General features: G+C 61.1%; 15 protein-coding genes. 4 read left to right on the top strand and 11 right to left on the bottom strand.

The window, feature by feature from the left end; translation table 11 throughout:
- Positions 1 to 2 precede the first annotated feature (2 nt).
- The 4 genes from HBO23_RS26255 to HBO23_RS26240 all read right to left on the bottom strand — a co-directional run bounded on the left by HBO23_RS26255 (position 3) and on the right by HBO23_RS26240 (position 5,525).
- Entirely contained in the window at positions 3 to 917 is a 915-nt protein-coding gene (locus tag HBO23_RS26255) for a branched-chain amino acid ABC transporter permease (protein WP_017136076.1), read from the bottom strand.
- A 166-nt stretch (positions 918 to 1,083) separates the two neighbouring features.
- The gene (locus HBO23_RS26250) at positions 1,084 to 2,220 is read right to left on the bottom strand and encodes a branched-chain amino acid ABC transporter substrate-binding protein (RefSeq protein ID WP_170040306.1); all 1,137 of its coding nucleotides are present in this window, start codon (positions 2,218 to 2,220) and stop codon (positions 1,084 to 1,086) included.
- Between the two features lie 374 nt (positions 2,221 to 2,594).
- The gene (locus tag HBO23_RS26245) at positions 2,595 to 3,878 is read right to left on the bottom strand and encodes an FAD-binding oxidoreductase (RefSeq protein ID WP_170040304.1); all 1,284 of its coding nucleotides are present in this window, start codon (positions 3,876 to 3,878) and stop codon (positions 2,595 to 2,597) included.
- Positions 3,879 to 4,034: 156 nt separating this feature from the next.
- On the bottom strand, positions 4,035 to 5,525 hold the full coding sequence (locus HBO23_RS26240; protein ID WP_017138439.1) for an aldehyde dehydrogenase family protein: 1,491 nt from the start codon (positions 5,523 to 5,525) through the stop codon (positions 4,035 to 4,037).
- A 153-nt stretch (positions 5,526 to 5,678) separates the two neighbouring features.
- Here HBO23_RS26240 and HBO23_RS26235 point away from each other — a divergent pair, with 153 nt between their 5' ends.
- From HBO23_RS26235 to nadE, 3 genes are all read left to right on the top strand, one after another.
- Positions 5,679 to 6,566, top strand: a complete 888-nt coding sequence (locus HBO23_RS26235) for a LysR family transcriptional regulator (RefSeq protein ID WP_017138440.1) — start codon at positions 5,679 to 5,681, stop codon at positions 6,564 to 6,566.
- Between the two features lie 214 nt (positions 6,567 to 6,780).
- The gene (gene pncB / locus HBO23_RS26230) at positions 6,781 to 7,995 is read left to right on the top strand and encodes a nicotinate phosphoribosyltransferase (protein WP_017138441.1); all 1,215 of its coding nucleotides are present in this window, start codon (positions 6,781 to 6,783) and stop codon (positions 7,993 to 7,995) included.
- Between the two features lie 3 nt (positions 7,996 to 7,998).
- Entirely contained in the window at positions 7,999 to 8,826 is an 828-nt protein-coding gene (gene nadE / locus HBO23_RS26225; protein ID WP_017138442.1) for an ammonia-dependent NAD(+) synthetase, read from the top strand.
- A 123-nt stretch (positions 8,827 to 8,949) separates the two neighbouring features.
- Here the strand turns inward: nadE and azu are convergent, their stop codons facing one another.
- Complete coding sequence (gene azu, locus HBO23_RS26220; RefSeq protein ID WP_017138443.1) at positions 8,950 to 9,396, bottom strand: azurin; 447 nt, start codon at positions 9,394 to 9,396, stop codon at positions 8,950 to 8,952.
- 333 nt (positions 9,397 to 9,729) lie between these two features.
- Between azu and HBO23_RS26215 the strand changes: the two genes are divergently transcribed.
- The gene (locus tag HBO23_RS26215) at positions 9,730 to 9,912 is read left to right on the top strand and encodes a hypothetical protein (protein ID WP_017138444.1); all 183 of its coding nucleotides are present in this window, start codon (positions 9,730 to 9,732) and stop codon (positions 9,910 to 9,912) included.
- Positions 9,913 to 9,958: 46 nt separating this feature from the next.
- Here the strand turns inward: HBO23_RS26215 and HBO23_RS26210 are convergent, their stop codons facing one another.
- From HBO23_RS26210 to HBO23_RS26185, 6 genes are all read right to left on the bottom strand, one after another.
- The gene (locus HBO23_RS26210) at positions 9,959 to 10,849 is read right to left on the bottom strand and encodes a transglutaminase family protein (protein WP_170040302.1); all 891 of its coding nucleotides are present in this window, start codon (positions 10,847 to 10,849) and stop codon (positions 9,959 to 9,961) included.
- Entirely contained in the window at positions 10,849 to 13,335 is a 2,487-nt protein-coding gene (locus HBO23_RS26205) for a circularly permuted type 2 ATP-grasp protein (protein ID WP_099548103.1), read from the bottom strand. The genes HBO23_RS26210 and HBO23_RS26205 overlap by 1 nt, the downstream gene beginning before the upstream one ends.
- 193 nt (positions 13,336 to 13,528) lie before the next feature.
- Positions 13,529 to 16,819, bottom strand: coding sequence for a transglutaminase family protein (locus HBO23_RS26200; protein ID WP_170040300.1), 3,291 nt, complete (start codon positions 16,817 to 16,819; stop codon positions 13,529 to 13,531).
- Positions 16,820 to 17,006: 187 nt separating this feature from the next.
- Positions 17,007 to 17,456, bottom strand: a complete 450-nt coding sequence (locus HBO23_RS26195; protein ID WP_170040298.1) for a hypothetical protein — start codon at positions 17,454 to 17,456, stop codon at positions 17,007 to 17,009.
- Entirely contained in the window at positions 17,453 to 18,385 is a 933-nt protein-coding gene (locus tag HBO23_RS26190; RefSeq protein WP_099548100.1) for an NAD synthetase, read from the bottom strand. Before HBO23_RS26190 ends, HBO23_RS26195 begins: the two co-directional genes overlap by 4 nt.
- Positions 18,386 to 18,546: 161 nt before the next feature.
- Positions 18,547 to 20,850, bottom strand: coding sequence for a YgiQ family radical SAM protein (locus HBO23_RS26185; protein ID WP_138451339.1), 2,304 nt, complete (start codon positions 20,848 to 20,850; stop codon positions 18,547 to 18,549).
- Between the last annotated feature and the right edge of the window lie 296 nt (positions 20,851 to 21,146).

Here is a 21,146-nt window from a genome sequence, read left to right as displayed (position 1 = left end):
GTTTACACCTTAGCCACGAGTGGGCGACCAAGCAGGCCCTGAGGACGGAAGATCAGAATCACCACCAGCAGGGAGAAGCTGAACACGTCTTTGTAGTCAGAGTTGATCAACCCCGAGAACAGCGACTCGGAAATACCCAGGATGATCCCGCCCAACATCGCCCCAGGCAGGGAGCCGATGCCGCCGAGTACCGCTGCGGTAAATGCCTTGATGCCGATGATGAAGCCGGCATAGAAGTCGAAGGTGCCGTAGTTGAGGGTGATCAGCACGCCGGCCAGGGCGGCCATGGCGGCACCAATGACGAACACGTAGGAGATCACGCGGTCGGTGTTGATGCCCAGGATCGAGGCCATCTTGCGGTCTTGCTGGGTGGCGCGGCACATGCGGCCGAGCTTGGTGTATTTGATGATGTAGGTCAGCAGGCCCATGCCGAGAAACGCGGCCACCAGGATAAACACCTTGGTGTAGGTCAACTGCACGAAGCCCGTGCCGATATCGACGCGCCAGGCGCCGGCCAGCAGGGTTGGAATGCCTTGTTGTTTCGCGCCCTGAGCGATCTGCGCATAGTTTTGCAGGATCAGGGAGATACCGATGGCGCTGATCAGCGGTGCCAGTCGGGTGGAGTTGCGCAGCGGTTTGTAGGCGACACGCTCGATGACCCAACCGTACACGCCGGTGACGACCACGGTGAAGATCAGAGTGCCGAGAATGAGCAGCGGGAAGGATTCGATGCCGAAGTAAGCCAGCAGTGCCAGACTGATCGCCGCGAGGTAAGCGGAAATCATATAAACCTCGCCGTGGGCGAAGTTGATCATGCCAATGATGCCATAGACCATTGTGTAGCCGATGGCGATCAGGCCGTAGACCGACCCGAGGGTCAGGCCGTTGACCAGTTGCTGCAGGAAAATACCATCCATAACGCAATCTCACGCGGTGAGCACCTGCACACGGTTGAGTGCGCGGCGCTTCTGGAGGAAAAGACAGATATCGATATCAACACCACTCCCTGTGGGAGCGGGGCCCTGTGTGGGAGCCAGCTCCCACAACAAGCCCGCTCCTACATGGGTTCCGTGGTGCTTGTTCTTACTTCTGCTTTTCCAACTGGTGGTATTTGCCGTCTTTATCCCACTGGTAAACCACGTAGTCGGAGATTTTCAGGTCGCCCTTGGTATCCCAGGCTTTTTCGCCCATGACGGTTTTCACCGGGTGAGCCTTGAGCCACTTGGCGGCGTCTTCGCCTTTGTTGGATTTGGAGCCGTTGAAGCCAGCCGCCAGGGCCTGGATCGAGGCGTAGGCGTACAGGGTGTAGCCTTCTGGCTCAGTGCCGTTTTTACGGAACTCTTCCACCACGGTTTTGCTGTCTGGCAGCAGGCGCGGGTCGGCGCCGAAAGTCATGTACACACCATCCACGTATTGCTTGCCGCCAGCGGTGGCCACCAGTTCGTCGGTCACGACACCATCATCGGACATGAACTTGACGTCCTTGAGGCCGGCTTCACGAATCTGGCGGACCAGTGGGCCGGCTTCCGGGTGCAGGCCGCCGAAGTACACGACGTCCGCACCAGTGGAGCGGATTTTGGTGACCAGCGCGCTGAAGTCTTTCTCGCCACGGGTCAGGCCTTCTTCCAGCACCGGCTTGACGCCGCGCTTGGTCAACTGGGCAGCGGTGGCGTCGGCCAGGCCTTTGCCGTAGGTGTCCTTGTCGTTGATGACCGCTACTTTTTTGCCTTTGAGCACGTCGACGATGTAGTCGCCGGCCACGATGCCTTGCTGGTCGTCACGGCCACACATACGGAATACGGCACTCAGGCCACGCTCGGTAACCTGCGGGTTGGTGGAACCCGGAGTGATCATGATGATGCCCGCTTCGTCGTACACCTCTGACGCCGGGATGGTGTTGGAGGAGCAGAAGTGCCCGACCACGCCGATCACTTTGTCCTGGTCGGCCAGGCGGTTGGCCACGGCCACGGCTTGCTTGGGCTCACAGGCGTCATCACCGGCAACCAGTTTGATCTGCTCGCCGTTGATGCCACCGGCCTTGTTGATAACATCGGCTGCCGCTTGGGCACCCTTCATGTACTGCTCACCGAAAGCTGCGTTGGCGCCCGTCATCGGGCCTGCCACGCCAATCTTCACATCAGCTTGAACAAACGCAGAAACACCCAACGCCGCTGCAACGGCGAGGGCCAGAAAACCTTTCTTGTAAAACGTCTGGGACATGAGTGGTGCTCCGAGGTTTTTGTTTATTGGCACTACGAATTCGCGTCAAACTTTCACAGGAAAGCCCAGAGCAAGGCGCGTGCCATTACTTTTTTATTCTTCAAAAAGACACGGTGTCATTGTTATTACAGGCGTTCCGACTCCCTTTGCCAGTACGTGCAACCGTCTAGCATCGAAAGGTGCAACCAATGGATCCAAAAAGTACAACCCTGGCAGGTCGCACCTGCAACCGGATGCCTAAACGACAGTTCCTACAGCTGTAACAATGTGCGTAACGGAACTGCACATTTACAGTGCGTGATTGCTACGACTTGCACCAATACAGATTAGTAGCCTGCTAAGAAGATGCAGGCTTTTGACAGGTATTTCGCTGATCAGACCACGATCCGCAGGCATTGCCCGGCGTGATACAGCGAGAACCCCGCTTCATACAGGCAACTGCGCAGGCCCACCCCGGCCAGCGGTTGCATCGGCGCAAACGGGATCGGCAACGCCTGTGGATCCTGGTGACATAAGTAGTCGGCAAAGGCCTTGCCCACCACACTGCCCGTGGTCACGCCGCGGCCGTTATAACCGGTGACGGCGACCAGACCGGGGGCCGGCTCGAACAGGCGCATCAGGTGGTCCGGGGTGAAGGCGATGCAGCCGGTCCAAGTGCATTCCCACTGCACCGATTTGAGGTACGGGAAGTAATGCTGCTGCACCCGATCGGCCCACGCCTTAAGGAACCACGTCGGTTTCTGGTTGCCATTGCCCAGGCTGCCGAGCAACAAGCGGCCATCCGCGTCGCGGCGGATGCTGCTTAACACCTGGCGTGTGTCCCACGAGCCCTGCCCGCCGGGGAGGATCTGTTTGGCGGCGTCGTCCGTCAGCGGTGCCGAGGCGACCTGGTAGTAATAGCCGGGGAAAAAGTTGCGCCGCAGCTCAGTCCATTCACCTTCGGTATAGGCGTTGGAGGCGATCACCACTTGCGCCGCCTGCACTGAACCTTGGGTGGTCTGCACCGACCAGACTGCACCTTGGCGTTCAAGCTGAGTGACTGGCGAATGATCGAACAGTTGCCCGCCAAGCCCCACGGCGGCATTCGCCAGGCCACTGGTGTAGGCCATTGGGTTCAAGGTGCCAGCGCGCCGGTCCAGCAGGGCGGCGGCGATCTTTTTGGTCCCGGTGGCCTGTTCACACGCCTGGCCCGTGAGCAACTCGACGGGGGCGCCACGGCGTTTCCATTGCTCTTCGCGACTGCGCAAATCCGCCTCGCCACGGGCGTTATGCGCCATGTGCAAGGTGCCCTCACGGCGCAGTTGGCAATCAATCTTGTATTTGTCGATCAGGCTGAACACCAGCGACGGTGCCGCGCCCAGCATGCGGTTGAGCTGACTGCCCACCGCCTCGCCAAAACCGGCTTCGATCTCGTCCGGCGGGATCCACATACCGGCGTTGACCAGCCCGACGTTACGCCCCGAACCGCCATGGCCGGTGCGATGAGCCTCCAGCACGGCGACGCTTTTACCTTGTTCCAGCAAATGAATGGCGGCCGACAAGCCGGTGATACCGGCACCGATCACGCACACATCAACCTTGACCTCGCCCTTGAGCGCGGCGCGATCGGGCCGGCCTGGGGTGAGTTGTTCCCATAAACATGTTTCGCGTAGTGCCATTGCCAGACTCCGATGAGACCCAACAAACAACTATTGTTCTGAATTGCAAATGAGACCAAATGTGGGAGCTGGCTTGCCTGCGATAGCGGTGTATCAGCCACCACCGCTATCGCAGGCAAGCCAGCTCCCACATTGATCCCACTTCGACTTGGGGGATCAGTCGAAGGTGATGCCTTGGGCCAAGGGCAGCTCCAACGAGTAGTTCACGGTATTGGTCTGGCGACGCATATACCCGCGCCATGCATCCGAACCCGACTCACGCCCACCACCGGTCTCTTTCTCACCACCAAACGCGCCACCAATCTCCGCGCCGCTCGGGCCGATGTTGACGTTGGCGATGCCGCAGTCACTGCCCACCGCCGACATGAACTGCTCGGCTTCACGCACGTCGGTGGTGAAGATGCACGAGGACAGGCCTTGCGGCACGGCGTTATTCAGGCGCAAGGCTTCGGTGAAGTCGCTGTAGCCAACCACATACAGAATCGGCGCGAAGGTTTCGGTACACACCACGTCACTTTGCTCGGGCATCTCCACAATGGCCGGCGACACGTAGTAGGCATTCGGGAACTTGTCTTCCAGCTGGCGCTTGCCGCCGAACACCTTGCCGCCTTCGCTCAAGGCTTGCTCCAGGGCGTCCTGCATGTTCTCGAAGCCGTGCTTGTCGATCAGCGGGCCGATCAGGTTGCCTTCCAGCGGGTGGCCGATGCGCACTTTGGAATAGGCGGCTTTGAGACGGGTAACGATTTCTTCCTTGACCGACTCATGGGCGATTAAACGGCGCAAGGTGGTGCAACGCTGGCCGGCAGTGCCGACGGCGCTGAACAGAATGGCGCGCACGGCCATGTCGAGGTCGGCGCTTGGGCCGAGGATCATCGCGTTGTTGCCGCCCAGCTCAAGGATGCTGCGGGCGAAACGTGCGGCGACTTTCGGCGCCACTTCGCGGCCCATGCGCGTGCTGCCGGTGGCGCTGATCAGCGCAACGCGCGGGTCATCCACCAGCGCCGCACCGGCGTCACGGCCGCCAATGATCACTTGGCTGAGGTAGTCGGGGGCGCCGTCGAACTTCTTCAGTACGCGCTCGAACAATGCCTGGCAGGCCAAGGCGGTCAGCGGGGTCTTTTCCGAGGGTTTCCAGATCACCGCGTTGCCGCACACCAGCGCCAGCGTGGTGTTCCACGCCCACACGGCGACCGGGAAGTTGAAGGCGCTGATCACGCCGACCACACCCAGCGGGTGCCAGGTTTCACGCATGTGGTGGCCTGGGCGCTCGGAGGCGATGGTCAAGCCGTACAACTGGCGGGACAGGCCCACGGCGAAGTCGCAGATGTCGATCATCTCCTGCACTTCACCCAAACCTTCCTGGGTGATCTTGCCGGCCTCCCACGACACCAACTCGCCCAGGTCGGCTTTATATTCGCGCAATACATCGCCGAACTGGCGCACCAGCTCGCCGCGACGCGGTGCCGGCACCTTGCGCCAGGCCTCGAATGCATGCTCGGCGCGACTGACCTGCTGCTCCACTTCAGCGGCACCTTCCCAGTGCACACTGCCGATACGGCTGCCATCAATCGGCGAATGCACGGGCTGTTTACCCGACTGGTACAGCGCCGGGTTTACCCCGAGACGGTCAAGCAATGCGGCAACCATGGGTCACTCCTTCAAACTCAAACAGAAAATTCGCGCCGCCACAGACACGGCGATCCAGACCTTATTTGTAGCTGGCCCAAGACTTGCCAACAAACGACGATTAGGCGAGATATCATTCCGTTTACTCATGCAAAGAATAAAAAGAGGCGTGCCGTGCTGAATAAAAGACATTTGCCCTCGATCACCGCCCTGCAGTGTTTCGAAGCCGCCACCCGCCACCTGAGCTTCACCCGCGCTGCCGAGGAACTGAACCTCACGCAAAGCGCGGTGAGCAAGCAGGTCGCGCAGCTGGAAGAATTGCTCCAACACCTATTGTTTCGCCGGGTGCGCCGCCGCTTGCAGATGACCCCGGCAGGGGATTTGTACCTGGTGGAAGTGCGCAAAATCCTCACGCAAGTGGAGATGTCCACCCACTACCTGCGCTCCTACGGCGGCGAGACCGAAGTGCTGCGCGTGTCCACGCCCTACACGTTCGGCGCGCGCTGGCTGGTGCCGCGCCTCAAGGGCTGGCGTTTGCGTCACCCGCAGATCCACCTGGACCTGTGCAACGAGCAGGAGCCGGACGAACTGTTGCAAGGCAAGGCCGACATGGCTTTCTACTTCGGCCAGCGTTCACGGCCGGGCACCGAGAGCCTGAAACTGTTCAGCGAAGAGTTGGTGCCGGTGTGTGCGCCAGAGAGCTTGCCTGCGCAGCCATTCACCGACCCCACGCAACTGAGCAACCTGGTGCTGCTGCAAAACGCCTCGCGACCGCAAGGCTGGCATGACTGGTTCGCCAGCCAGGGCTACCAGACCGAGCACAGCTACCACGGGCCGCGTTTTGATACCTTTTATATGTGCATTCGGGCGGCGCAGGTCGGCTGTGGCGTGGCCTTGTTGCCGCGCTTTCTGGTGGAGGAAGAGCTGGCCGAGGGCAAGCTGGTGATTCCCTGGCAGCATGCGATGCCCAGCCAGGATGCGTATTACCTGGCGTATCCCGAGCATTCGGCGGAGGTGCCCAAGGTGCGTGAGTTTGTGAAGTGGATGATGGAGCAGGTTTAGCTCTTTTTGGGCTGCACCACCGCTATCGCAGGCAAGCCAGCTCCCACCTTTGGAATGCATTTCAAGTGTGGGAGCTGGCTTGCCTGCGATGAGGCCAGTGGCCGCACTGAAAAAATCACTGGCAAAACCCTACAGGTCTATGCGCCACTAGCACCCTTCCTTAATTGTGCGTAAAGGCCGGCGCCCATCGCCGACCCGTCTGGAGATTCCCGTTATGAGCGAGAGTGTGTTTGCCGATCGCATCGTGCAGAACTTGCTCGACACCGACTTCTACAAGTTGACCATGATGCAGGCGGTGCTGCACAACTACCCGAACGTGGAAGTTGAATGGGAGTTTCGTTGCCGCAACAGTGAAGACCTGCGCCCGTACCTGGCGGAAATCCGCTACCAGATCGAACGCCTCGCCGAGTTGAGCCTGAGCCCCGACCAGTTGGGCTTCCTGGAACGCATCAGCTTTATGAAGCCGGACTTCCTGCGCTTTCTGGGGCTGTTTCGCTTCAACCTGCGCTATGTGCAAACCGGCATCGAGAACGGCGAGCTGTTTATCCGCCTGCGTGGGCCGTGGCTGCATGTGATCCTGTTTGAAGTGCCGATGCTGGCCATCGTCAGCGAAGTGCGTAACCGCTACCGCTACCAGACCGTCATCCTCGAACAGGCCCGCGAACAGCTGTACCGCAAATTCGACTGGCTGTCCGCCAATGCCAGCAGCGAAGAGCTCTCGGAGCTGCAAGTGGCCGACTTCGGCACCCGCCGGCGCTTCTCGTACCGCGTGCAGGAAGAAGTGGTCAGCGTGCTCAAGCACGACTTCCCCGGGCGTTTTGTCGGCACCAGCAACGTGCACCTGGCCCGCGAGTTCGACATGAAACCGCTGGGCACCATGGCCCACGAATGGATCATGGCCCACCAACAACTCGGCCCGCGCCTGATCGACAGCCAGATCGCCGCCCTCGATTGCTGGGTACGCGAATACCGTGGCCTGCTCGGCATCGCGCTGACCGACTGCATCACCACCGACGCGTTCCTGGGCGATTTCGACCTGTACTTCGCCAAGCTCTTCGACGGCCTGCGCCACGACTCCGGTGACCCGATTCAATGGGCCGAAAAAGCCATCGCCCACTACCACAAGCTCGGTATCGAGCCGATGAGCAAGACCCTGGTGTTCTCCGACAGCCTGACGCTGCCCAAGGCCCTGGAGATTTTCCGCGCATTGCGCGGTCGCATTAATGTCAGCTTCGGTATCGGCACCAACCTGACCTGTGACATTCCGGGTGTTGAACCGATGAGCATCGTGCTTAAAATGACCGCCTGCAATGGCCAGCCCGTCGCGAAAATTTCCGATGAGGCGGGCAAGACCCACTGCACCGATCCGAATTTTGTCGCCTATTTGCGTCACGTTTTTAAAGTACCTGCCCTTTCCAGCAAGGAGTGAATCATGCAAGCCGTACAGCGTGAGATTGCGCAGCAGCTCAAGGTCCAAGCACCGTTCAACGACCAGGCCGCCCTTGAGGCCGAAGTGGCGCGCCGCGTAGGGTTTATCCAAGGCTGCCTGCGCAATTCCGGGCTCAAGAGCTTGGTGCTGGGCATCAGCGGCGGTGTCGACTCGCTGACCGCCGGCCTGCTTGCCCAGCGTGCAATGAAAGAACTGCGCGCCAGCACAGGTGATGAAGCCTACCGTTTTATCGCGGTGCGCCTGCCCTACGAAACCCAGTTCGACGAACACGACGCCCAGGCGTCGGTGGACTTTATCGACCCGGACGAACGCCACACCGTGAACATCGGCCCGGCGGTTAAATCCCTGGCCAATGAAGTGGCGGCGTTTGAAGGCAAGGCGGCGGTGTCGCGTGATTTCGTGCTGGGCAACACCAAGGCGCGCATGCGCATGGTGGCGCAGTACACCATCGCTGGCGCGGCCGGTGGTTTGGTGATCGGCACTGACCATGCGGCGGAAGCGGTGATGGGTTTCTTCACCAAGTTCGGTGACGGTGCCTGCGACCTGGCGCCGCTGAGCGGATTGGTGAAGAACCAGGTGCGTGCGATTGCGCGGCACTTTGGCGCGCCGGAGTCGCTGGTCGAGAAGATCCCGACTGCCGACCTTGAAGACCTGTCGCCGGGCAAACCGGACGAAGCCTCACACGGCGTGACCTACGCCGAGATCGATGCGTTCCTGCACGGCGAGCCGGTGCGTGAGGAAGCGTTCAAGATTATCTGCGACACGTATCGCAAGACTGAGCACAAGCGCGTCATGCCATTTGCGCCGTGAGGTAGACCGCAATCGAGCGGTGCGACGATTCGACAAGCCAGCTCCCACACTTGACCGAGTTCCAACAGGGGAACGCGGTCAAATGTGGGAGCTGGCTTGCCCGCGATGAACGATAACGCGGTGTTACTTGACTACCACAGTGCCTTTCATCATCGAGATGTGGCCTGGGAACGAGCAGAAGAACGCGTAATCCGTGCCGGCAGCCAGTTTCGACACATCAAACGTCACCGAATCTTTCTCACCAGCACCAATGATCTTGGTGTGAGCGATGATGCGAGTGTCGCCGTCTTTGAGGTAGTTTTTGTCGATACCAGCGGCCATGCCGTCGCTGGCAACGCCCGGCATGTCGGCGGCGGAACTCAGCACCCAGTTATGGCCCATGACGTTTTTCGGCAAGCTGCCGGAGTGTTCAAGGTTCACGGTGAACTTCTTGCAGCTCTTGTCGATGGTGATTTCTTTGGTGTTGAAGGACATCTGGTCGGTGGAATCAACAGTGACCGCGCACTCTGCAGCAAGCAACTGGCCGCTCGCCAGTGTCAGCAGGGAAACAGCAACGATTTTGGCAAACATGTGAATCTCCAAGGCAGGGTTTAAAAAACGCGTATTGCGACTAGGGTGCCCCAAGCAGGCTGAAATTCTTATGATCTGAATCAACAGATTGTATACAACTTTAGGCTATCAGACTGATCAACACAATCTACCAGCTAAACAACAGCCACCCGCTTATGATCGCTCCATCACCCACCGGAGCGTCTGCCATGCACTTCAATCAATTCTTCAACGGCCTGTTGGCTGCGTATGCCTGCGGTAAGTGAAGGCCAATCGCGCTGCTAAGCTGCTACCATAGCGACCCAAGGCAGCTGCGCGCCGCCCACCCTCACCTTCGACCCTAGAGGATCGCCCATGGCCAAACCTAATTACTCCTTCGCCAAACGTCAGAGAGACTTGGCCAAGGAGCAGAAGAAAGAGGAAAAGCTGCAACGCAAGAAAGCCGCTGCAGATGAAGAAGCAGGCGCACTGAACCCGGATGCTGAAGGTGAAGTGGCTGCTGATGACACCGAGACACCGAAAGACCCGGCGGAATAAATTTTGTTGAGGTGAGCAGGCCCTCCCTGCTCACCCCAACCCACTGTTACTCCAGCGGCATCACCGTCACCCGAACCTCCGGGTCATGGTTCCCTCCTCCCAGAATCACCCCACGCAACGGCGACACATCCGAGAAATCACGGCCCCAGGCCAGAGTGATGTGCTCCAGTGCCGGCTGCACGTTATTCGTCGGATCAAAATCCACCCAGCCCGCCACCGGGCAAAACACCGAGACCCAGGCGTGGGATGCATCGGCGCCGATCAGACGTGGCTGGCCGGGCGGTGGCTGGGTCAGCAGGTAGCCGCTGATGTAACGCGCGGCCAGGCCCCGCGAGCGCAGGCACGCGAGCATCAGGTGAGCGAAGTCCTGGCACACGCCGCGTCGGCGCTCCAGCACTTCCACCAAGGGCGTGGCGACCTGGGTGGCTTCGGCATCGAAGGTGAATTCGCTGAAGATCTTCTGCATCAAGGCCTGCACGCCCAGCAGCAACGGCACGCCTGGCGGGAAGCAGCTTTCGGAGAACTCGACGAAGGTGCTCTTCAGGTGCACGTAGGGCGACTCGAAGCGATAACGGCAGGCTTCGAGCATCTCCGGCGACAGCACCTGGCTGCTGTAGGTCAGGCTGTCGCGCGTCTGGTCCCAAGGCGGTGACTGCTGGAAATCCAGCGCCGGCCGCGCCAGCACTTCCACGGTCAGCCCGGCATTGACCAGCAATTCATCATGGGGCCGTTCGAACGCCAGCCGGGTGATCGGGTTGCCGAACACGTCCAGCTCATCACGACGCGACGACGGCTGCGGGCTGATATCCAATTGCTGGGAACTGCAGCGCTGCCACGCACATGGGCGCGGCCACAGGTGTGCCAACTGCTGGGCCAGGGACACCGGGCTGTCGTAGTGGTAATGGGTATCGTGAAAGATCTGATAGCGCGCACTCATCACACCGACACCGTTTGCTGGCTGACATCATCCACATGGGCAAAGTGGCGCAACGCCAGGCGATCCGACACTTGCCCGCTCTCATCGGCGACCGCTTGCAGCAGGTCCGCCAGGCCGTCCAACGCGGCACGTACGCTGGATTCGCCGAACAGCGGGTTCTCCAGGCAGCCCAGATCAAAACGCGACAGGCGCTCCACCAACGGCGCCAGGCCGGTTTCCCGTGGCACGCCAAAGTCATCATTGAGACGCCGCAGGGTGCGGCTGACCAGCTTCAACTGGAACAGCACCGCATGCGGGTTCTGCTCATCGAGCAGCAACAAGTCGAGCACCGGGATCAGTTGCGGCACGGCCAGGTAACGCGAGCGATAGGTGATGCTGCTATTGCCCAGCTCCAGCAGCCATTCCAGCCCGGCCTGATCAAATACCGCCACGCCACGCAGGAACGCGGCGAGGCTGCTGCTGAGAAATTGCAGGCGCTCAATACGCCGGCCCATCATCAAAAAGCGCCAGCCTTCATCACGGGTCATGTCATCCAGGGCAAACCCGGACAGCGCCGCCAGGGACATCACCAGGCGGTTGAGGAAGTCCAGCAACTCGCCAAAATCCGGGGCCTCGCTTTCCAACTCCAGGGCTTCGCGCTGCAACTCCACTAGCGCTTGCCAGTTCTCGCGGGACAACTTGCCACGCACCTGGGACGCCGCCCACTGCAAGCGTTGCAGGTTGGCGCGCAGGCTCGACGGCCAGTCATCGCCGAGCAAAGCGGCAAGCAGGCGCTCGGGCAGTTCGCCCTCCTCCGGCAACAAGCGCAGGGTCTCGCCCAGCTCGACAGCGGCCTGCAAGGCTTGCGGGTCGTCGCCATCGACATAACGCGCCAGCACAATGCGCAGCCAGCGCGCGCTGTCATCACAGCGTTCGCAGTAACGGCCAAACCAGAACAGGTTTTCCACTACGCGCGACGGCAGATAAGGGTCGCGCCGCACCAGATCATGTACGCCAATCGCCCGTTGCGCGCGCCAATGCTCGCCGCCGACAGCGCGATCGCCGAGCACCCACGTGTCTTTGCTCGCGCCACCACGCTGCATCGACACCACTTCGGCATCCGCCTCAGCCGCCACGCGAGTCAGGCCGCCGGGCAGTACACGGTAGCCGTCAGCGCTGGCCACCGCGTACACGCGCATGCCGATGGCACGGTGTTGCAGATGGTCGTCGACGGTGTGCCATACCGGCGCCTGGGACAATTGCGCCAGCTCCTGGGCCACATAGGCGTAAGGCCGCGCACGCATGCGCTCTGCCAGGGCCAGGCGTTGCTCTTCGTTCAAATCGCGGCCGAATACCGGCGCGAAGCTTTGCGAAGGAAACGCTGGTTTGATCAGCAATTCCGGTAGCTTTTCCAAGGCTTCGGCCAGCACCGGCGCCTCGCCGCACCACCAGGTGGCGATGGACGGCAGGATCAGTTCTTCACCAAACAAAAACTCGTTGATCTTCGGCAGAAAGCCGAGCAAACCGGGCGACTCCAGCACGCCGCTGCCCAAGGCATTGGCCACCAGCACATTGCCCTGGCGCACCGCATCCAGCAGGCCGGGCACGCCCAGCGCCGAGTCGGTGCGCAGCTCCAGCGGGTCGCAGAAATCGTCATCCAGGCGCCGCATGATCGCGTGCACCCGGCGCAGGCCGCTGAGGGTTTTGAGGAACACCGTGCTGTCGCGCACCGTGAGGTCGCCGCCTTCTACCAATGGGTAGCCGAGCTGGCGCGCCAGGTAGAGGTGTTCGAAATAGCTTTCGTTGAAACGCCCCGGCGTGAGCAGCACGATCAACGGTGGCTGGTCGTCACCGGGCGCCTGGCGGGCCAGGGTTTCCTGGAGCGTGCGGAAGAAACCGGTGAGGTGTTGAACCTGCAAATCGCGGTACAGATCCGGGAATGCACGGGACACGATGGTGCGGTTTTCCAGCGCGTAACCTGCGCCCGATGGCGCCTGGGTACGGTCGGCGGTGACCCACCAACGGCCATCCGGGGTGCGCGCCAGGTCCACGGCATACAGGTGCAGAAACGCGCCGTCCGGTGGCTGAATGCCCTGGCACGGCCACAGGAAGTTGTTGTGCCCAAACACCAGCTCCGCCGGCAACAGGCCTTCTTTGATCAAGCGCTGCGGGCCGTACAGGTCGGCGAGCACGGCATTGAGCAAACGCGCACGCTGGGCGATACCGGCCGACAGGTGCAGCCACTCATCGGCGGCCAGCACATGGGGCAGCAAGTCCAGCTCCCACGGGCGGTCGGCGCCTTTGGGGTCGGCGTAGACGTTGTAGGTCACGCCGTTTTCCTGGATCTGCCGGGTCAGCAACGCCTGGCGCTGGGCCAGTTGCACGGGCGTACTGCGTTGCAGGTGATCGAGCAGGCGCTGCCAATGGGCACGCACCGCGCCACTGTCGTCGAGCAGTTCGTGATAGGTGCCCGCAGTGAGCGGGTAACGGTCGAGCAAGTCGGGCATGGAACGCTCGGCAGAGGCAAGGGAAGTCAGTTTAAATCAAATTCACTGCAATCAAGTGTGGGAGCTGGCTTGTTGTGGCGAGGGAGCTTGCTCCCGGTCGACTGTGTAGCAGTCGCCTGCTTTGGGGGCGCTTCGCACCCCAACGGGAGCAAGCTCCCTCGCCACAAAAGCCATCCCACATTTGGATTGTGGTTTAGTCATTTTTATTGGGGAAACGCCGCAAATCCAGGGTCATTGGTAGTTCATCGTTAATCACCAAGGGCGGCACAGGCAATTTGCCTGGGCTGTGGCCGAGGCGGAAAAACCGCGCCATGCGCCGGCTCTCCGCCTCATTGGCATTCACCGGCAAGCTGTCGTAATTGCGCCCACCCGGATGCGCTACGTGGTACTGGCAGCCGCCCAGCGAGCGTTGCATCCAGGTATCGAGCAAGTCGAACACCAACGGCGCATGCACCGCGATGGTCGGTTGCAAACAGTTAGCCGGTTGCCAGGCGCGATAACGCACGCCAGCGACGAACTCGCCGATACGCCCGGTCGGCTGCAACGGCACCGGGATGCCGTTGCAGGTCAGCAGGTAGCGTTGCGGCGCCAAGCCGCTCAACTTCACCTGCAAGCGTTCCAGGGATGAGTCCACGTAACGCACCGTGCCACCGACGGCGCCTTCTTCGCCCAGCACGTGCCAAGGCTCCAACGCCTGGCGCAACTCCAGTTCGATACCGCTGACGGCGTAGTCGCCGACCTTGGGGAAACGAAACGCCAGGTGCGCGGCAAACCATTCGGCGCGCAGCGGGTAACCAGCAGCATTCAGCTCGACGATCACGTCGGCAAAATCCTGCTCGATAAAGTGTGGCAGCAAGAAACGGTCGTGCAGCTCAGTGCCCCAGCGCGCCAGTTTTGCTGGCGCATACGGCTCACGCCAGAAGCGCGCGACCAAGGCTCGCAACAGCAATTGCTGGGTGAGGCTCATGCGCGCATGGGGCGGCATTTCGAACGCACGCAGTTCCAACAGACCCAGGCGGCCAGTGGCGCCATCGGGCGAGTAGAGTTTGTCGATGCAGAATTCGGCGCGGTGGGTGTTGCCGGTCACGTCGATCAGCAGGTTGCGCAACAGCCGGTCGACCAACCATGGCGGGCATTCTTCGCCAGGCTCGGGCATTTGTGCGAAGGCGATTTCCAGCTCATACAGCGCGTCGTTACGCGCTTCATCCACCCGTGGCGCCTGGGAGGTCGGGCCGATAAACAGCCCGGAAAACAGGTACGACAAGGACGGATGGTTATGCCAGTAGCTGATCAGGCTGCGCAGCAAATCCGGGCGGCGAAGGAACGGTGAGTCTTTCGGCGTAGCGCCGCCCAGCACAAAGTGGTTACCACCGCCGGTGCCGGTGTGGCGCCCGTCGATCATGAACTTTTCGGTGGTCAGGCGGGTTTGCCGCGCCTCTTCGTAGAGGAACTCGGTGCGTTCTACCAGCTCATCCCAAGTGGCGGACGGCTGTACATTGACCTCGATCACACCCGGATCCGGCGTGACCCGGAAGTTGCTCAAGCGCGTATCGAACGGCGGCTCGTAACCTTCCAGCAACACCGGGCAATGCAGTTCTTCGGCGGTGGCTTCAATAGCGGCCACCAACTCCAGGTAATCCTCGACGCGTTCCAGCGGCGGCATAAACAGGTACAAACGCCCTTCCCGTGCTTCGGCACACAAGGCGGTGCGAGTCAGCCAATCGGCGGATTCGTCGACCTTGGGCACGCGCTCGTCGCTCGGCGCAGGCGTGCCATGGCTTTGCAGTTGCGCGGTGGTCGGCAGGTCCGGCTGATCCTGATTCGGGTCGGTGGGATGCACAAATGGGTATTCCGCCGCCGTCACCCATGGCTGCGAGGCCAACGGCAGGCGGTAACCCAACGGCGAATCACCCGGCACCAGACGGCAGTGGTTATCACGCAGGTACCAGCGCCCACTCTGCCAGCGGTCATTGGCCGCCGTGCGCGCCAGCGGCAACACTTGGCCGATGACTTTATCCAGGCCCTGGCTGAACACTTTGCGCAGACGCTCGCGCTCCAGGTCATCACTCAGGCGCGGGTCCTGGGCGGTGACGTTTTGCGGCAGCGCACCTTCGCGCCACAGGTAGTAGAAGTTGTCTTCGAAAGCCGGGAACACAAAGCGTGCCGGCAGTTTAAGGCGCTCGGCGACACTGGCCAGGAAGCGCCCGGCCATCACGCCATCGGCGCCGTAGTCCTGTTGTTCATCGGCGATCAGCGCGCTGTTGTGCCAGATCGGCACGCCGTCCCGGCGCCAGTAGCAATTGAGCGACCAGCGCGGCAGTTGCTCGCCGGGGTACCACTTGCCCTGGCCGAAATGCACCAGGCCTTTGGGCGCGTAGTGTGTGCGCATGCGCTGGAACAGCTCGGCAGACAGGCGACGCTTGTCCGGCCCCAGCGCCGCGGTGTTCCACTCGGCGCCGTCGGGATCATCGATGGAGACAAAGGTCGGTTCGCCGCCCATGGTCAGGCGCACGTCATCCTTGAGCAGGTCGGCGTCGATCTGCCGGCCCAACGCCTGGATCGCCAGCCATTGCTCTTCGGTGTAGGGCTTGGTGACGCGCGGCGCTTCCCAAATGCGCTCCACCGACATCTCGTGGGTAAATTCGCACTCGCAGGGTTCCACCAGCCCGCTGATTGGCGCAGCGGACGAAGGATCAGGGCTACAGGCCAATGGGATATGCCCTTCACCGGCGAACAGCCCGGAGGTGGCGTCCAGGCCGATCCAGCCCGCGCCGGGCAAATACACCTCGCACCAGGCGTGCAGGTCGGTGAAGTCGACTTCGGTGCCGGACGGGCCATCGAGGGCTTTGACGTCGGCGGTGAGCTGGATCAGATAACCGGACACAAACCGCGCCGCCAACCCCAGGTTGCGCAGTAGTTGCACCAGCAGCCACGCCGAATCGCGGCAGGAGCCGGAAGCGGCGCCCAAGGTGAATTCCGGCGTTTGTACGCCCGGCTCCATGCGGATCAGGTAACCGATATCGGCGGCCAGGCGCTGGTTAAGCCCGACCAGAAAATCCACAGCCGGCAGCGGCGTGCGGTCGATGCCGGCCAGATAGGCGGCAAACTTTGGCGTCAGCGGCAAGGTTTCCAGGTACGGCGCCAGCTCGCGCTGCTCATCGGCGGCGTAGCTGAAGGGGATTTTTTCGGCGTAGGGCTCAAGGAAAAAATCGAACGGGTTGAATACCGCCATCTCGGCGACGAGGTCGACCTCAATGCGCAACTCATCGGTCTTTTCCGGGAATACCAGGCGCGCCAGGTAATTGCCCTGCGGGTCTTGCTGCCAATTGATGAAGTGCTGCTCGGGCAGCACTTTGAGCGCGTAAGACAAGATCCGCGTGCGGCTATGGGCAGCCGGGCGCAAGCGCACGATCTGTGGGCCGAGTTCGACAGCGCGGTCATAGCGGTAATGCGTAACGTGGTGCAACGCGACATGAATCGACACGGCGGCCTCCTGCGAGCCAGGGCATGAACACAAAGCGCGCAAGACTTATGCCAGAGCGGCCGTCATTGCGCTTTATCGTAAGACCCGGTGCAGTACAGCACCAAAACGGCGCCAACGTGGGTGCCGTGGTGCAAGGCTTGCACATATTTGTGGCGTGCGTGTGAGGCCGGGTGGTGAATCTACCCAGTCAGCGCGTTTTGTGGCGAGCGATCGTGGCTTCGCGAAGGTGGCGGACTTCGAGCAGCTTTTGGCGCATTTCGCGGTGGCGCTTGCTGTTAAGCAGGAGCAACCCCAACAGCGGAAAGAGCACAGCCGAGCCGTAGACCAGTTTGGGAATGGGGTACTGGATCATCGGCAGCACGAACAGCAGGCAGCAACCCAGATAACCCGCCACCAGGCCGGTGGCCCATGGGCGGCCACGCGTAACCATCACGTTGGCAAAGACCAGCACCGTCACCAGCAGCAAAATCGCCAGGCCTGAGTAGTCGGATTTAAGCGACGGATCGACACCCCGCAAATACGTCACGCCGGCGAGGGATACAGCAGACGCGCCGGAAAAGATCGCCATGAAGATCGTGCCCATGAACACCGGGAAATAGCGCGCGAGAAAACTGCCCATGTCGGGGAAACCTTTCATTCGGTGAGGTCCTCGTACAAGCCGATTGCAAGGGTGGTGGCAGTGCCCACGCTACCGCTGCGGTAGCTGCCCACGATACCGAGGATGCCGCCCAATGCGTCTTTCATCTGGGTCAGGGTGGCATGCCGAATTTCCGTGGAGCTGAAGCTCTTGGTCAGTTTGCCTGCACGCTGCTGCAACTTGAGCAACTTGGGCGTCAGGCTGGGGTCGCGCAGGCTTAGCAGCTCCTTGGTCAGTTTCTTGCGTTCCTGGCGATTTAAACCCTTGAGCAATTCATACCAACTCTTGCCCAGAGCGGCAGCCTTTTTGGCCCTGAGCAGCTTCACCGTGGTCAGCGCGCCGGTGCCGATCCCCACCAGGGAAGCCGTATCAAGGATGGTTGAAACAGCGCCGAACCATTCGGCGTCATCCATCCGGTCGTTAGCGTCAGGGTCGAGTATCTCGTTGTAGGTACGCGCCACGCCAAACCCGCATTGCGCACTGCTGGCCAGCGCCGCCGTCACGCCAATGCCCACCACGAACGCGCTGGCGCCCGCCGTAAAAGGCACGGCGACGCTGCCGCTGAACACCACGATCCAACCGATAATCGCGGCGGTGCACGACAAGCCCATATCAAACGCCTCTTTTCTGAGGCGTTCTTCCCGTGGGTCGGTCTTGACCTGCTCCACAAATTGCGCGGGCGAAATGTACTTCTGTGCTTCGCGCAAAATGATGCGCTTGGGCTTGATGCTGCAGAGGGGCTTGAATTCGCGCAGGGTGATGACATTGAAGTCGGCGTCGATGTACACCACACCGGCGCCGACAATGCCGGGGTCGGCATCGATGGCGGCGAACAACCGTGGCAGGTTGATCTGGCTTTCGATGCGCTGGCGCGCCATGAATTGGGAGCGGTTGGAGTCCATGCCGATGGAGAGCAGGGGGTTGCTCATGGGTGTTCTTCCTTGAATATGAGGGTGGCCGGGCCGGCTTTGTGGGAGCTGGCTTGCCTGCGATGGCGATCTAATGGGCGCCACCTTAACAAACAGGCACGCCAGCGAATAGAAAGCAAAACGCCAGCACGAGGCTGGCGTTTTGCATATTCAGGTTGCGATCAGCGCGGCACGACCGGCTTGCGCGCAGGCTTGCCGCCTTTGCCCTTCGCCGCATCACTGCGTTCTTTAGCCGCCTGCTTGTTACGCGCCTGAGCTGCCGCCTTGGCTTGCTCACGCTTGTCCCACGGGTTGCTGCCATCACTGCCGCGCGGTGGCAGGCCGGTGTGCTGGGTGAGGATCCTGGTGGTGGTCTCCTTCGCAACCTTATGGCTGCCAGCCGGCGTCGAGTTCTTGCGACGGGCGCTCTGGTAGCTGTCGGTGGACGGCTGGTGCAGCGGGATCAACTGATCCTTGCCCGGCCCGATCAGGTCGGCGCGGCCCATGCGCGTCAGTGCTTCACGCAGCATCGGCCAGCCTTTCGGGTCGTGGTAGCGCAGGAAGGCCTTGTGCAGACGGCGCTGTTCCTCGCTCTTGACGATGGTGACCGCGTCGCTCTTGTAGGTGACCTTGCGCAGCGGGTTCTTGCCCGAATGGTACATGGCGGTGGCGGTGGCCATCGGCGACGGGTAGAACGCCTGCACCTGGTCGGCGCGGAAGCCATTGCCCTTGAGCCACAGGGCCAGGTTCATCATGTCTTCATCGGTGGTGCCCGGGTGGGCGGCGATGAAGTACGGGATCAGGTACTGTTCCTTGCCCGCTTCCTTGGTGTACTTCTCGAACATGCGCTTGAACTTGTCATAGCTGCCAATGCCCGGTTTCATCATCTGGTTGAGCGGACCTTCCTCGGTGTGTTCCGGGGCGATCTTGAGGTAACCGCCGACGTGGTGGGTAACCAGCTCCTTGACGTACTCCGGCGACTCGACCGCAAGGTCGTAGCGCAGGCCGGAAGCAATCAGAATCTTCTTCACACCCGGCAACGCACGGGCGCTGCGATACAGCTGAATCAACGAGGAGTGATCGGTGTTCAGGTTCGGGCAGATGCCCGGGAACACGCATGACGGCTTGCGGCACGCGGATTCGATTTCCGGGCTCTTGCAGGCGATGCGGTACATGTTCGCGGTCGGGCCGCCGAGGTCGGAGATCACGCCGGTAAAGCCTGGCACTTTGTCGCGGATCTCTTCAATCTCGCGAATGATCGACTCTTCGGAACGGTTCTGGATGATGCGGCCTTCGTGCTCGGTGATCGAGCAGAAAGTACAGCCACCGAAGCAGCCACGCATGATGTTCACCGAGAAACGGATCATGTCGTAGGCCGGGATCTTTTCCTTGCCGTACACCGGGTGCGGGACGCGGGCGTAAGGCATGCCGAACACGTAGTCCATTTCTTCGGTGGTCATAGGGATGGGCGGCGGGTTGAACCACACGTCCACTTCGCCATGCTTCTGCACCAAAGCGCGGGCGTTGCCCGGGTTGGTTTCCAGGTGCAGCACGCGGTTGGCGTGGGCGTACAGGACCGAGTCGCCACGGACTTTTTCCATGGACGGCAGACGAATGACCGTCTTGTCACGGGTCATGCGCGGGCTGGCAAGAATTTGTACGACCTTGGCTTCTTCCGGGTCTTCAACCGGGCCTTTTTCCTGCTCGATGGCGCAGGCCTGGGTGTCCTGGGTATTCACATACGGGTTGATGATCTTGTCGATCTTGCCCGGACGGTCGATACGCGTGGAGTCCACCTCGTACCAGCCTGCAGGCGTGTCACGGCGAATGAACGCGGTGCCGCGCACGTCGGTGATGTCTTCGATCTTGTGGCCCCACGACAGGCGCTGGGCAACTTCGACGATGGCCCGCTCGGCGTTGCCGTACAGCAGGATGTCGGCGCAGGCATCGATCAGGATCGAGTTGCGCACACGGTCCTGCCAGTAATCGTAGTGGGCGATGCGGCGCAGGGACGCTTCGATGCCGCCAAGTACGATCGGCACGTTCTTGTAGGCTTCCTTGCAACGCTGGCTGTACACCAGGCTGGCGCGGTCCGGGCGTTTGCCGGCCATGCCGCCTGGGGTGTAGGCGTCGTCGGAACGGATTTTCTTGTCAGCGGTGTAACGGTTGATCATCGAGTCCATGTTGCCGGCCGCGACGCCGAAGAACAGGTTCGGCTCGCCGAGCTTCATGAAGTCGTCTTTGGACTGCCAGTTCGGCTGCGCAATGATCCCGACGCGAAAGCCCTGGGACTCCAGCAGCCGGCCGATGATCGCCATGCCAAACGACGGGTGATCCACATACGCATCACCGGTGACGATGATGATGTCGCAGGAATCCCAGCCAAGCTGATCCATCTCCTCCCTGCTCATCGGCAGGAATGGCGCAGGACCGAAACATTCGGCCCAGTACTTGGGATAGTCAAATAACGGCTTGGCTGTTTGCATGACGGTGACCGGTGTTGAGATGAAAAATCGCGGGCGCGGAATATAGCACAAATTTTGACCAATTCCGACGGTAATGGTCGGAATTGTGCTGATGCAATCGAAGGCAAGCCAGCTCCCACACTCGAACGGTGAATACCTTCAAATGTGGGAGCTGGCTTGCCTGCGATGAGCATAGGTATCTACACAACTTTTAAAAGCAGCCTATTTCTCCTGTGGCGAGCAGGCTTGTCCTGCGTTGGGCTGCGAAGCAGCCCCAAAAACAGACGCTGAGTACTTTCAGCAAAATTGCCGTGCCT

The organism is Pseudomonas sp. WS 5532 (assembly GCF_012985445.1).
Taxonomy (GTDB): domain Bacteria; phylum Pseudomonadota; class Gammaproteobacteria; order Pseudomonadales; family Pseudomonadaceae; genus Aquipseudomonas; species Aquipseudomonas edaphica.
The sequence above is the reverse complement of the archived record's forward strand: the minus strand, read 5'-3'. Positions and strand labels throughout refer to the sequence as shown.

Bases quoted from the DNA above. Each gene is read 5' to 3' on its own strand.
- HBO23_RS26255 (WP_017136076.1), bottom strand. From the start codon at position 917: ATGGATGGTATTTTCCTGCAGCAACTGGTCAACGGCCTGACCCTCGGG.
- HBO23_RS26250 (WP_170040306.1), bottom strand. From the start codon at position 2,220: ATGTCCCAGACGTTTTACAAGAAAGGTTTTCTGGCCCTCGCCGTTGCA.
- HBO23_RS26245 (WP_170040304.1), bottom strand. From the start codon at position 3,878: ATGGCACTACGCGAAACATGTTTATGGGAACAACTCACCCCAGGCCGG.
- HBO23_RS26240 (WP_017138439.1), bottom strand. From the start codon at position 5,525: ATGGTTGCCGCATTGCTTGACCGTCTCGGGGTAAACCCGGCGCTGTAC.
- pncB (WP_017138441.1), top strand. From the start codon at position 6,781: ATGAGCGAGAGTGTGTTTGCCGATCGCATCGTGCAGAACTTGCTCGAC.
- nadE (WP_017138442.1), top strand. From the start codon at position 7,999: ATGCAAGCCGTACAGCGTGAGATTGCGCAGCAGCTCAAGGTCCAAGCA.
- azu (WP_017138443.1), bottom strand. From the start codon at position 9,396: ATGTTTGCCAAAATCGTTGCTGTTTCCCTGCTGACACTGGCGAGCGGC.
- HBO23_RS26215 (WP_017138444.1), top strand. From the start codon at position 9,730: ATGGCCAAACCTAATTACTCCTTCGCCAAACGTCAGAGAGACTTGGCC.
- HBO23_RS26210 (WP_170040302.1), bottom strand. From the start codon at position 10,849: ATGAGTGCGCGCTATCAGATCTTTCACGATACCCATTACCACTACGAC.
- HBO23_RS26205 (WP_099548103.1), bottom strand. From the start codon at position 13,335: ATGCCCGACTTGCTCGACCGTTACCCGCTCACTGCGGGCACCTATCAC.
- HBO23_RS26195 (WP_170040298.1), bottom strand. From the start codon at position 17,456: ATGAAAGGTTTCCCCGACATGGGCAGTTTTCTCGCGCGCTATTTCCCG.
- HBO23_RS26190 (WP_099548100.1), bottom strand. From the start codon at position 18,385: ATGAGCAACCCCCTGCTCTCCATCGGCATGGACTCCAACCGCTCCCAA.
- HBO23_RS26185 (WP_138451339.1), bottom strand. From the start codon at position 20,850: ATGCAAACAGCCAAGCCGTTATTTGACTATCCCAAGTACTGGGCCGAA.